This window comes from Tildeniella sp. (genome assembly GCF_059505325.1).
This window is the reverse complement of sequence record NZ_JCACKI010000066.1, coordinates 197,962-210,359: the sequence shown is the minus strand read 5'-3', so window position 1 is coordinate 210,359 and position 12,398 is coordinate 197,962. Positions and strand designations below refer to the sequence as shown.

10 protein-coding genes and 1 pseudogene are annotated in these 12,398 nt (G+C 50.4%); 4 read left to right on the top strand and 7 right to left on the bottom strand.

The annotated features are described in order from the left end of the window. The first annotated feature begins 119 nt into the window (after window positions 1-119). Window positions 120-1,877 (top strand): serine/threonine protein kinase, encoded by a 1,758-nt coding sequence (locus tag AC5JO6_RS24040; RefSeq protein ID WP_496083570.1) that lies wholly within the window; start codon window positions 120-122, stop codon window positions 1,875-1,877. A 141-nt stretch (window positions 1,878-2,018) separates the two neighbouring features. On the opposite strand, the gene crcB is transcribed toward AC5JO6_RS24040, so the two are convergent. Then, complete coding sequence (crcB, locus tag AC5JO6_RS24035) at window positions 2,019-2,474, bottom strand: fluoride efflux transporter CrcB (RefSeq protein WP_496083569.1); 456 nt, start codon at window positions 2,472-2,474, stop codon at window positions 2,019-2,021. A gap of 46 nt (window positions 2,475-2,520) precedes the next feature. After that, window positions 2,521-2,814: a hypothetical protein gene (locus AC5JO6_RS24030; protein ID WP_496083568.1), complete on the bottom strand. Its 294-nt coding sequence runs from the start codon at window positions 2,812-2,814 to the stop codon at window positions 2,521-2,523. A gap of 1,093 nt (window positions 2,815-3,907) precedes the next feature. Between AC5JO6_RS24030 and AC5JO6_RS24025 the strand changes: the two genes are divergently transcribed. Together AC5JO6_RS24025 and glmU are read left to right on the top strand one after the other, a co-directional pair. Next, window positions 3,908-4,927, top strand: a complete 1,020-nt coding sequence (locus AC5JO6_RS24025) for an HD domain-containing phosphohydrolase (RefSeq protein WP_496083567.1) — start codon at window positions 3,908-3,910, stop codon at window positions 4,925-4,927. Between the two features lie 120 nt (window positions 4,928-5,047). Next, window positions 5,048-6,433: a bifunctional UDP-N-acetylglucosamine diphosphorylase/glucosamine-1-phosphate N-acetyltransferase GlmU gene (glmU, locus tag AC5JO6_RS24020; protein ID WP_496083566.1), complete on the top strand. Its 1,386-nt coding sequence runs from the start codon at window positions 5,048-5,050 to the stop codon at window positions 6,431-6,433. Between the two features lie 100 nt (window positions 6,434-6,533). Here the strand turns inward: glmU and AC5JO6_RS24015 are convergent, their stop codons facing one another. The 3 genes from AC5JO6_RS24015 to AC5JO6_RS24005 form a co-directional block, all read right to left on the bottom strand. Continuing rightward, window positions 6,534-6,791: a ubiquitin carboxyl-terminal hydrolase 14 gene (locus AC5JO6_RS24015; RefSeq protein ID WP_496083565.1), complete on the bottom strand. Its 258-nt coding sequence runs from the start codon at window positions 6,789-6,791 to the stop codon at window positions 6,534-6,536. Window positions 6,792-6,793: 2 nt separating this feature from the next. Next, window positions 6,794-8,197: a sensor histidine kinase gene (locus AC5JO6_RS24010; RefSeq protein WP_496083564.1), complete on the bottom strand. Its 1,404-nt coding sequence runs from the start codon at window positions 8,195-8,197 to the stop codon at window positions 6,794-6,796. 352 nt (window positions 8,198-8,549) lie between these two features. Beyond that, entirely contained in the window at window positions 8,550-8,846 is a 297-nt protein-coding gene (locus AC5JO6_RS24005) for a hypothetical protein (protein WP_496083563.1), read from the bottom strand. 385 nt (window positions 8,847-9,231) lie between these two features. Here AC5JO6_RS24005 and AC5JO6_RS24000 point away from each other — a divergent pair. Continuing rightward, window positions 9,232-9,938: pseudogene (locus tag AC5JO6_RS24000) on the top strand (IS1 family transposase); the annotation flags it as partial. 106 nt (window positions 9,939-10,044) lie between these two features. Here the strand turns inward: AC5JO6_RS24000 and AC5JO6_RS23995 are convergent. Continuing rightward, window positions 10,045-11,760, bottom strand: coding sequence for an alpha/beta hydrolase (locus AC5JO6_RS23995; RefSeq protein ID WP_496083562.1), 1,716 nt, complete (start codon window positions 11,758-11,760; stop codon window positions 10,045-10,047). Between the two features lie 127 nt (window positions 11,761-11,887). After that, entirely contained in the window at window positions 11,888-12,394 is a 507-nt protein-coding gene (locus AC5JO6_RS23990) for an anthrone oxygenase family protein (protein WP_496083561.1), read from the bottom strand. Between the last annotated feature and the right edge of the window lie 4 nt (window positions 12,395-12,398).

Here is a 12,398-nt window from a genome sequence, read left to right as displayed (position 1 = left end):
ATCGCAGCAGTCTGAAAGTGAAAACGCCGTTTGGATGCCTCTCCTGGCTTTTACAACTAAACCTGTAAGCCGATCGAACCCCTAGACGTATACTGTTGATGGGATTGTTGATTAGACACATGATGAGTGACTTTCCAGAGCTTTCTGAGCAGGGCTACCAGATTGAGCAAGAACTAGGGCACAACCGCTCTGGCGGACGAGTTACTTATCTGGCAACAAACATCCAGACGCAACAGCAGGTAGTGATCAAGCAGTTTCAGTTTGCGAAGGCAGGGTCAAACTGGTCAGACTACGATAGCTATGAGCGTGAAATTCAAGTGCTTCGTGGCTTGGAGCATCCAGGCATCCCTTGCTATTTAGACTCTTTTCCAACACCAAGCGGGTTCTGCATGGTGCAGGAGTACAAACCCGCATTGTCATTAAGCGCGACGCGCAGTTTTAACCCAGAGGAAATTCGGCACATTGCGATCGCGCTCCTCAACATCCTGATTTACCTGCAAAACCGCCTTCCTGTAGTCATTCACCGGGATATTAAACTTGAAAATATTCTGGTGGATGACCAGATGAATGTCTACCTGATTGACTTTGGGTTTGCTCGCGTTGGCAATGGCGAAGTGGGCATTAGCAGCGTGGTCAAAGGAACGCTAGGCTTTATGCCGCCTGAGCAACTCTTTAACCGCCAACTGACAGAAGCGTCTGATCTGTATGGACTTGGCATTACGCTCATCTGTTTATTGACAGGCACAAAATCCACAGAAGTAGGTAACTTAATTGACATCACTTACCGGGTCAACTTCAAGCAGTTGTTGCCTAAGCTCAGTCAGGGCTGGGTCAACTGGCTAGAAAAAATGGTTGAGCCTCGACTGAAAGACCGCTTTGCCAATGCCACAGAAGCGCTGGCAGCAATTCCCCTGCATCCGATGCGACTAGCCGAAGCGACCTTCAGCCACTCTAGCCTGAAGGTCGTTGCCAGTAGAGCTGGGGAAACGCTAAACCAAACCATCAGCCTCAGCAACTTAGTGCCTGAGACATTACTAGAAGGCACCTGGGAAATTGCGCCTCATCCCAGCGATCCACCCCACAGTCCCAGTTCCCATGCGTGGATTTCAGTCCAGCCCGCTCAATTTGCAGCCAACCAAACGGATTGTCAAATCAGCTTTAACACAAGCAAGTTGATGGACAATAAGACCTACCGCCGCAAGATTCTGCTTCATGCCAATACATCTCAGGAAACATACTCTCTGGAAGTTCAGCTTCAGACCGCCCCGCGATCGCAGTCTCCTCGGTTCCCTTTTCAACTGTTAGGTTTATTGTTTATCTTTACCCTAGCAACGTCATGGGTCATTGCCTGGTTAGTTTTGATTGCTGGAACGGTAACCAACGCCCCTTTAACAGCAGTACTTGGAGCCGCTATTGGTGGCACGATCGGGTTTGAGGTCGCTGCCTGGATCATGACAACAGCGGGGGCAACGGCAGGAGCAACGGCAGGAGCGATCGCTGGCATCGTCAGTGGTGTTGTAGCCCTTGATATCAGTCTATTTGAGGTAGTGGAAGCGGTTAGCAGTGCTGCCCTCATCGGTGCTGGTATTGGGCTAGTTGGTGGGGGTATGGTTGGAGTGGCAACCGGAGCGGCAGTCGAACACTCACTTGAGAAGGGGATGAGCCAGCGGGCAACGATTGGTATGACCCTTCTCATCGCAGCATTAGGAAATAGTTTAGGCTTTGGTCTGATCCTGGGCTTTTTGAACCCATTCATTCTGACCTTTCTTGTCGGCAGCAGTTTGCTAGCTGCCGCTGCCATTCTCTATGGCACCTCAAAACGCGTCAAGCGACAGTCAGACGATCGCAGAGTCGAGCAATATTTAATTAGACCGTAGCAGAACAGCAGCCATCAGGTTTAAGGTCGTTAACAAAATCGGGTCATACCAAATCCAAAAATAGACGCTACAGATCATTTCATACTGCTTTCTCTGTCTAGTTTGGGTTCACTATCACCGATCGCGAGTGTCTTTACGAACTCATGACAACCGTCTTGCCAACAGGTTGCCGAACTCTAGACCCACAAAGCCCAAAACCGCGCTGCCCAACCAATAAACCAATGCCAAGCTCCTGTTGCCTGCTTGTAGCAGGTTGAATGTATCCAACTCATAGCTGGAAAAAGTTGTGTACGATCCTAAAAAACCAGTCGCAACCAGCAACCGCAACTCTGGTGAAGTCATCATGCGCTCCAAGGTCAACGTGATAAAAAAGCCCATTACCAGTGAGCCAGTGATGTTGATAACAAACGTGCCGTAGGGGAAACTAGCTCCCAACCACCGGGCAAATGCCAGCGTCAAATAATAACGACTTAACGCACCCGGAATAGCACCCAAACTCACTGCCAAAGGTGCGCGCAGTGCAGGATCGATCGCAGACACAAGCCCTAACATTTTGTTCAAACCGTTTAAGACGTGGTGAAAGAGGGTCAGTAACATCCTGCCACTCCTGAGCCGTTAGTGTTAGAACGACCGCTGCCAAGCATCATTCCCAGGTTGCGATCGGCTTTAACACGGCTGGTATTTCTACCTCAACCGGAAACTCCAGTTGCGTTTCTCGCAACCCCAAATAGCCCGATTCAGTAAACGAGAGCAACATCCGCTGGAGTGCCAGCCATACCTCCGATTCGTATTCCCAGTCACGCTGACGATACGATCGAGCAGCAATCGATCGCAGCGCCCAAAAATAGCTATTCCTCACGACCGAACCACCTTTTTTGTATTCCGGCACATCCTCATGATGCAAAAACACAACGTCATGCTCGATTCTGGCTCTCATAAGACTGGTGAAGCTAAAAGATGTTGATCGAGTGGTTCTCGCTTGAGTGCAGTACAAGTGCTTAGGTTTTAAGGCAGCAAAAGGCAGCAAGAAAGCTCTAACCCTCTTTGCTTCTGCCTCTGCCTGCCCATTCACGACTGTACTTCACTTAGCTAGGAACCGTTATAGGGAGTTTGACGTTGCTTGAATGCTTCAGCCGTGAAGCAGCAACCGTTAAAGCGTGAAAAAACAGGGTTTTGTAGGCTTTTGTTAGACTTATAAAGTTAGTTTAAGTTGTAGTTGCATATACGGTGTCTTCGTGTTTGTGCAGCAAGAATAGTCAGTATAAGCATCTGAATTGCCAAGGGGGATCACTCGCCACTCAATGATCCCGACAACGGGAAACAGTATGTGGAGAAGATATATCCACAGAGCGTAGCTGCGCGATCGCCCGCCTGCCATAGTCAAAGTAGCACTCCTGACGTATCGATTTTAAAAACAAAAATTCAACTGGTCATAAAATGGCAAGCTGCCCCTTGTGTTCCGATATTTTACTGCGGCACATCCGCTCTGGTAAATCCTACTGGCTTTGCCGCCGTTGTCGCCTTGAGCTTTTAGATAAGAGCGCTCCCATTTGCGACTCGAGTAGTCTGCCTTTATCACAGATTTCGCTTGAGTGGTTGCCAGCACTCCAGTATGATGGCTCCAGTCGTCCTAGCAAACAGCCCCCTCCGATCACCACCGAAGTTTAGCCACGTCGATCGGCTCAATTACTTGCACTTGCTTTACCCTGATTGACTGGCAGAACTCCTGCGGTTGGTCGTTGAGACCGCGCCTACACGGCGAAGTCTGCCTTCGCAGACTGATTAAGCTTGCCTTAACCCGCAGAAGCGAGTCTTGTCTACAACGATCGATCGCTATGTGGTGTGGTCAGATCTACGCTGATCCAGTAGACTTACTCAACTCGTAGCGCCACCAACTTCCGTAGAAAACCCGATTTCTCGCTCCAACCGAAGGCTCATACTAGAGTTCGATGCCAATAAACCAATACAACGTCTGCTTGATTGTGCACCATTAAGCAGGTGGCGTGATCCTTATAGTGAGGTCTGCTTTAGTGAACCGCCTCTATACAGAGCGACCCAGAGTGCTTGTTGTTGATGATAACCCCTCCAGTCGGCTAACAGCCGTTGCTTTGCTTTCAGTTGAAGGCTACGACGTGTTGGAGGCGGACAGTGGTCCAGCAGCGTTAGACTCTATGGCTGCAACCAACCCCGACTTGATTCTGCTCGATGTCATGATGCCTGGGATGGACGGCTTTGAAGTGTGCCGTCGTCTTAAACAAGACGAGCAAACGCGGCTGACTCCTGTAGTGTTTGTCACAGCGCTGGACGATCGCCGTGCTCGACTCAAAGGCATTGAGGCAGGCGGCGATGACTTCTTGACCAAGCCCTTTGATCAGCTTGAACTCTCTGCCCGCGTCAAATCACTCATTCGCCAAAAACGCCTCAACGAAGATCTTGACCATGCCGAACAAGTCCTCTTTTCAATCGCGCAGACGGTAGAAAGCCGTGATCCTAACACAGGTGACCACTGCGAACGCCTCATGGCTCACGGTCGAGCCTTTGGGGAGTTTCTCGGACTATCCCGTATCGAAATCCGCGATCTTATGTGGGGCGGCTATCTACATGACATTGGCAAGGTCGGCATTCCTGATGCTGTTTTGCTGAAACCAGGTAAATTTACGCCCGAAGAATGGACAGTCATGCAGCAGCACGTGCTGATTGGCGTGAAGATTTGCCAACCACTGCGAACCATGCGCGGCGTGTTGCCAATTATTCGTCATCACCACGAGCGCTGGGACGGAACGGGCTACCCAGACAATCTTTTAGGAGAGCAAATTCCGGTTTTAGCTCAGATCTTTCAAATCATTGATATCTACGACGCTCTGACCAGTGAACGTCCTTACAAGAAAGCCTTTACTCCGATCGAAGCACTTGCCATTTTGCAAGAAGAAACCGCAAAAGGCTGGCGCAATCCGAAATTGGTGCATCAGTTTGAAGAATTTATTCATGCCCTCCAAACAGAACCAACCGAATTAGCGCTGGCATTAGCGTCTTTGCCTCAAACTGCTTAATCGCTGCTGATTCCTACGCTACCAGGAATGAATGGTATTCTGTAGAGCGTGAAATGGTGGAGAGACAGACGCGAACGATCGCACTCCTCTCAATTGCAACTATAGGTAGCGCAGACAACAATGGTAGCAGTTGCAATTTTGGCTGCTGGACGCGGCACACGGATGAAATCCGACTTACCCAAAGTGCTCCATCAGTTGGGCGGAAAGTCCCTGGTCAAGTGGGTACTTGGTAGTTTGTCAGACGTTGAAATAACTAGACGGTTGGTGATTGTGGGCTACCGGGGTGAACTGATCACACAAGCGCTTACTGAGAGCGAGGATGGCTCAACGAACATTGAGTTTGTCGAGCAGACAGTACAACTGGGCACCGGACATGCTGTGCAGCAGTTACTGTCGCCTTTGAAGGACTTTCAAGGTGATTTGCTTATCTTAAATGGCGATGTGCCGTTATTGCGTCCTCAAACGTTAAAGCACCTCCTGCAAACTCATCGAGAACACCATAATGCAGCGACGATCTTGACCGCTCAGCTACCCAACCCTAAAGGCTATGGGCGGGTGTTTTGCAATAGCCAAAATGTGTTGCAGCAAATCGTGGAAGACCGAGACTGTACGCCTGCACAAAAGCAGAACCGCCGGATTAATGCTGGCGTTTATTGCTTCCGTTGGGCTGATTTAGCAGAAGCGCTTCCCAAGCTAACGGCTAACAATGATCAGAAAGAATATTACCTGACAGATGCCGTCAACTTCCTCGATCCAGTGATGGCTGTTGATGTAGAGGACTATCAGGAGATTCTAGGCATCAACGATCGCAAACAGCTTGCTACCGCCTATGACATTTTGCAAACGCGCATTAAGGATGACTGGATGGCAGCGGGCGTGACGTTCATTGACCCAGACAGCATTACGATCGACGATACCGTGACGCTAGAAGCGGATGTCGTGATCGAGCCACAAACCCATCTACGTGGTAGAACGACCATCCAGGCTGGCAGTCGCATTGGTCCTGGTAGCTTGATTGAGAATAGCCAGATCGGTAAGCAGGTGACGGTGCTGTACTCAGTTATTACTGACAGCATAGTGGCAGCAAACACTCGCATTGGTCCCTACGCGCATTTGCGGGGGCAAGTGGAAACAGGCTCTGGTTGTCGTATTGGTAATTTTGTGGAATTAAAGAACACAAAGCTAGGCGATCGCACCAACATCGCGCACTTATCGTATCTCGGTGATACGACTGCCGGGAGTCAGGTTAACGTGGGCGCGGGCACGATTACAGCCAACTATGATGGCGTGAAAAAGCACCGGACACAGCTTGGCGATCGTACCAAAACAGGCGCTAACAGCGTTTTAGTGGCACCCATTACGATCGGCGAAAATGTTAACATCGCCGCTGGCTCAACGGTGACTGAAGATGTACCCAACGATTGTCTGGTAATTGCCCGCGCTCGTCAGGTTATCAAACCAGGCTGGCAGCTTAAAGCTAAGTCTGATGGGCAGCCAAGCTCCTGATTCCCTACAGTTCCCTTGGCTGCTACAGTTCGATCGCGGCACAGTGTCAACGCGGTTCCAAAATTGGTTGGATGATGTAAGCCATGACACGATCGCACCATTACACGATCGTATTGTCGATATAGCACCAACGCCAATCTTCGCCACGCTCTAGCGACTTGACGATCGGATGCTTGGTCGCATGAAAATGCTTAGTGGCGTGTTTGTTTTTCGACGAATCGCAGCAGCCAACATGTCCGCAGGTTTGGCAGAGGCGTAGATGAACCCAGCGATCGCCCATTGTCAGACATTCTTCACAGCCATCAGCGCTCGGTGTCACTGGATGGATTTGGTCAAGATGCGTGCAGGGTGTACTCATGGTTATTTCGCGTTAGTTTTGCTAGCTAAATTGGTGGGTAGTCGCACTTGAAAGCGAGTGTTTCCAGGCTTGGACTCAACGCTGATTTTACCCTTATGCTGTCCGATGACAATGCGACGAGCGATGTCCAGTCCTAATCCAGTGCCTTTGCCGACTTCTTTGGTGGTAAAAAACTGGTCGAAGATCCGCGATTGTACCTCAGGTAGAATACCAGCACCGTCATCAGCAATTTCTACCAGGATGTACTCCCCTTCCAGTGAGGTGCGAATCCACAGATGTCCTTTGCCGTTAGTAGCATCTATGGCATTATCAATCAAATTTGTCCACACCTGATTGAGTTGCGGACCATAAGCACAGATGCGCGGCAGTGCTCCATACTCACGTTCCACTACCACGCCGTACTTCAGTTTGTGTTTTAAGATGGTGAGCGTGTTCTCAATGCCCTCATGCACATCGATCGCTTGCAACGATGCTTGATCCATGTAGGAGTAGTTTTTCATTGCGGTAATTAGCTCTGAAATTCGTGTTGAGCCAAGCTTGATGTCTTCTAACAGCTTGATGCCTGTGAGCGTGGTTTCCAGCCAGGTCAGCACGCAGCCTAAACAATCGGGCGCAACATGAGTGGTTATTTCATCCAACTGCGCTATGTCCAGTCCGGCGGTCACCAACATGGGAGCCAGTTTCCAGGCAGCCGCTACCTCATGCGCTTCTAACCAATCTGTGATGGTATCTTCGGCTTCGCTGTGGGCGATCGTATCGAGTGAAACGGCACGAAGCGCAGAGGTTGTAGTGCGCTCATACAAATCACTTAAAAAGGCGATCTGCTTTTCTGTCATTGGCTGCTGGTGTAGCTTGAGCGCCAGCGATGGTAGCGTTTGTAGAGTGGCTTCCAGATTTTTGACGTTGCTGCGAACGGCAGCGGCAGGATTGTTCAACTCGTGGGCAAGACCTGCCGATAAGGTACCGAGAGAAATTAATTTTGCCTGCTGTTGCGTCACGGTTTCGTGGATTTGCGATCGCTGCACAGCAATTTTAAGAATCCGTCGCATCACATCAGGACACAGCGCCAGCATTTTCCAAAAATCATCCGGCGTGAGCTTATACAACTGCACCTCAGTAAGCGTCCGTCCGCTGGTGGGATATGGCTCATCCAACAGCAAAATCAGTTCGGCAAACACCTCTCCTGCACCCAATGTCATTGCTGGAACAGTCTCTCCACCAACGTTACGAGTCCATTCGGTTTGCCCTTCGAGAATGATGTAGAACCCGTCAGGTGGATCGCCCTGCTTGGCGATCTGAGTTCCGCGATCGAGCTTGATCTCAGTTCCCAATCCCGCGATGCATTGCAACTGCTCATCGCTCAGGTTTGAGAATAGTGGCGATCGACGTAAGGTATCAACTTGCATAAGAGGTGAATAGTGATGCTGCAAAAAATAAATAGTTTGATAAAAAGTGTAGTGCGTTTCACTTCAAGGGTAGTGCTAAACAAGTAAGGATGCGTTGTAATGGTAAACAAAGTACCAAATGGCACCGCATCCGATGACGCTGAACTGCGGCTCAAGCGAGTTGATGGGGCGGCATGCGTCTTGGTCAACCGAGATCAGGCGTGGCTGATGTTCTTGCGATCGGAGGGTGATGCTGGCTTTAGTTCTCGTAACCCTGACGCTACCAGGTTGCCGGATGCTAAAGTGGCGTTCTTCTTAAGCAACGGGCAGCGGAACGAGTATTCTGTTCAGTGTGCCTTGCCAAGCACTACAGTCAATCACCGTAGTCTACAAGGATGCCTAGCTGTAGGATCAGGAGCGCGACAAGAGCGAACCAGGCAAAGCGGGTGTTCCGTACCCGAAGGGGCGCGCTGTTTTGCCAGCCTGCAATATACAGAACGATCGCCGCGAACCACCCAATGATCAAGCTGAAGAATCCGGGTGTACCGTAGATCAAACTCTTAGTGAGTCCAAGATGCAGTCCGGCAGGTGTCATTCCCAAAATGACCAGATAAAATGTCAGCGCTGCACTTAACACCAGGCAAACCAGAAAGCCGAGACCCGAAAGCATACGAATCATTCCACACAGGTTTGCCGATCTTTGCGATCATCACGATAGGGATACTACAAGGTAGTGTCAATCGCGTCGCTCCAGATCCTTGATGCTGCCACGGGCAAATTGCTGTGATAAACAACAACACCGTTCAACGACCTGACCACGTCGCATCACGCACAGCGATCGACACGTTTTTCTTGAAACATCGTGGCTAATGCCCCTGGGTAACAACTCCTTTTGGGATAGCGGGCAGTCAACGGTAATTGCTTACGATCTTGACATCGGTTGACCAAGCCGCAGTTTCGTCACGCAAAGTTTCGATATCTCCAAAGCATCTGCCACTGACACACTGCTGGGTAAGCGCACTGAGTTCATTTTCGGACATGTTGAGCCAACTGCATATCATCGCCAAATCACTCCCGAACAGATTCGGCAAGTGTTACCAGCGCATAGCGAAGGCAGTAGACTCAGAGGCATGAGCTGCACTAGTGGGCTTGCCTACAATACGGTTGTGAGCCTTGTCCGGACAGGGAGCCAACAAGCTCAATCGGTGCATAATGCGGCAGTGCAAGCCGTGCAAACCGAGGTAGTCAGTGCGGATGCATTGTGGTCTTTTGTGCAAAAAAACAAAAGCAGTGTTTCCCCGGTGCATTAGCGGTCGGTGACTGCTGGATTGGTGTGAGCTTGGCGGATTTGAGTGGATTGATTCTAGCGGCAAGCGTGGGAAACCATACCGATGAGCTGATTGCAGCGTTGGTCGTTAGCAGTGAGGGAAAAACGGACTGTAAGCAATGGAACAGCGATGACTGGGGCGGCTACGAGCGAATCTTGCCCCCCGAGATCCTCCACTCTATTGGCAAGGACAAGACACAACGATTGGAGCGCACTAATGGCATTGTTCGGCAGCAAACTGGATGCTGGCATCGACGACAGAACAAGTTTGGCAAAGTCTGGTAACAAACGAAGGTAACAACCCGATTGGTCGTGAGCTACTTCAACTGGATTTGGCAGCATAGTCGGTTTAAGACAACAGCAGCCCAACGAGCCAGGTTAGCAGTACAGCCCTGGACTTGGCATGACCTTTTAACCTATCCCACGATTGTCTGATGCACAACCGATTTGCCAACCCTAAGTTCTAGTCGTGACGCTGCACTAGGCTGGTAAGTAGCCAGGTGGCATTAAAATTGAGACAAGGTCGCTTCGATTTAGCCATTCACTGGGTCGTGATCGGGCTAGGAACGATCGGGATAGGTAGCTTGTTGCCATATGCCTGTTCCAGTTGAGCAGGTGTGAGCGCTTGAATCAGGTCTAACTGCAACGGTTCGCGGCTGATGGTTTTAGCGTAGGCAGCACTCAAGTACGGCAGGTTGTTTGATTGCTGTGGCGAGTCGCTTAAGTAGGTTTTGAAAAAGGCAACACTCATTGCTTGCAGGTAGCTGCGTCCAACATCCAACCCTACGCCCACAATGCTTTTGGGAAAGCCCGAAACATGGGCATCTTCACTGGTCGAGAAGTGAGTGCCAGGTCGCATGACGAGCAGATATTTCTGTGGGGTTTTGAGCCAGAGAAAGGGATGAATCTGGTCTCGCACAGGCGACGAAAACGCATCCTGGCTGCCTGCAACAATTATGGTCGGCACCATGATTTTGCTTATGCTTTCGGGACCAAAAATACTGCTTGTCAGCGGATAGGCAGCCAGCACTGCTTTGATGCGACGATCGCCCAAAGCAGCATTCTGTCTAGCAGCAGTCTGAGCGCGACACTGTACCAAAAATGAGGTGCTCAACGACAACCGATCGTCATTGCAATCGTGACGCAGGCGATCGATATTAATCGGTGCACCCGCTACTGAGAGCGCCGTTGTGCCACCCAGAGAATTGCCTACTACGCCTACTTGCTTTAAGTTCAGCCTGCCCTTGAGTTCAGGTTTCTGGAGCACCAACTTCTCCAGTTCGTTGAGCATAAACGTGATATCGAGCGATCGGCTGATGTATTCTTGGGGTGCGACTAGAGAGTCAAACCTACCGCTCAGGAAAAGCGTGCGGTACTGCAAATCACTACCCAGATGCTGAGGTGCGGCAACCGCGATGCCATGCGAGGCGAGATGGTTTGCCAGATAGGTGTAAGCATCTCGATTGGCACCAAAGCCGTGGGAAAACACAACTAACGGCACCGCTTGCTTTGATCCTTCTGGCAAATACAAATCTATAGGTAAGGTATAGCCTTTTACCAGACCTGCTTGAGTGGGACGGTAGGAATCAATTTTGAACATAAGCGATCGCCGCTCCACCTTGAACGCACCGGGTCGGCGCAAATCTGGCAGTTTAGCAAAACTAGCTTTAGACGATGCGGCTGCTTCCTTTTGGGATTCTTGCATCACTGCTTTGACTGCCGCATCTCGATAATTCGTCAGCGTTGCGATTTCGGTTGCCAGCTTGATGGTATAGACCACATCAACATTGACCACTTCACCCGGAAACTGCCGCAGCACATTCAGTAACGTCAATCCCTCTCCTGTGGCAGCCGCCCGAATAACAGCAGCCCGCACAGCAGGTACGTCTTCTTTGCCAGAGGGCGATCGCAGTGCTTTGCTGATGTTCTTTAAGAGTGGTTCTGTCAGCGGAATCGACATCAACCGTCCAAATTCGACAGGATTTCCAGTCGGGAAGCGTTGTAGCAAGAGTCCTTGTAGTTGAGTCAGTGTCGGTTTACCCAACGCTGCTGCTAACGGTGCAAACTCTGGACTGATGTCACCCGTTTTGGCAAATTGAGCCAACACACTAACTGGTACTGATAGAGTCTGTTCACCCACTGAGGCAATGATGCGCTCTGCCCCCAGGCTCGGCACCTGAAGTAAACTTGCACCGCCTATACCAAGAAGACTCAGACATAAAAAATGTGCGACCTGCTTGCCTACCCGATTCGCCATGATTTTCGCCGCACTATGTAATTTCTCACGGATGAGTATAGGGCAGGAGACACGCGATCGCCACTTAGTAGCGCCAGATCAGCCACAGAGCCTAGATTTGTCCCTAATCCCGGCTCCAGCCTCACACCTATGCCGCTCGATCGCAAAGTGCAATGGTAAGCACTGCTGACGCTGCCAGTGCCGCTACCGTCCGAATGTGATTCCAGGTTGTCCAATGAGTCAGGTAGTGAGACCACAGGCTTGCCCCGTCAGCACTGTCTGGTTTGACGGTTGCCAACGCATCATTGAGCGGCACATTGAAGGCGATCGTCACTATTACTGTGCCGATGAGATACAGCAGGCTACCAACCAGCAGGTAGACGGCACCAGGTTGATGCCACGTGAAAAAAGAAGAGACTGCTAAAAGAAGACACAGCGCAGCCGTACCAAACAGCACCAACATAAACAATAGATTAATCGCTGTGATATTAATGGCTTGCATAGCGCCAATGCCCTGTTTGGGTTCAAGTCGAGCAAGAGCATTCATCACAAACGTTGAGAACGCAAAGAAAACGCCTGCTACCAGTCCGCAGCCCAGTGCCGCGAGAAGCTTCAACGCAAAATAGGGCTGTTGAGTCATCAGATGTTGCAGCATCGGC

Coding starts and splice junctions, on each gene's coding strand:
- AC5JO6_RS24015 (WP_496083565.1), bottom strand. CDS start 6,791: ATGAGTACACCCTGCACGCATCTTGACCAAATCCATCCAGTGACACCG.
- AC5JO6_RS24005 (WP_496083563.1), bottom strand. CDS start 8,846: ATGCTTTCGGGTCTCGGCTTTCTGGTTTGCCTGGTGTTAAGTGCAGCG.
- AC5JO6_RS23995 (WP_496083562.1), bottom strand. CDS start 11,760: ATGGCGAATCGGGTAGGCAAGCAGGTCGCACATTTTTTATGTCTGAGT.
- AC5JO6_RS24040 (WP_496083570.1), top strand. CDS start 120: ATGATGAGTGACTTTCCAGAGCTTTCTGAGCAGGGCTACCAGATTGAG.
- crcB (WP_496083569.1), bottom strand. CDS start 2,474: ATGTTACTGACCCTCTTTCACCACGTCTTAAACGGTTTGAACAAAATG.
- AC5JO6_RS24010 (WP_496083564.1), bottom strand. CDS start 8,197: ATGCAAGTTGATACCTTACGTCGATCGCCACTATTCTCAAACCTGAGC.
- glmU (WP_496083566.1), top strand. CDS start 5,048: ATGGTAGCAGTTGCAATTTTGGCTGCTGGACGCGGCACACGGATGAAA.
- AC5JO6_RS23990 (WP_496083561.1), bottom strand. CDS start 12,394: ATGCTGCAACATCTGATGACTCAACAGCCCTATTTTGCGTTGAAGCTT.
- AC5JO6_RS24030 (WP_496083568.1), bottom strand. CDS start 2,814: ATGAGAGCCAGAATCGAGCATGACGTTGTGTTTTTGCATCATGAGGAT.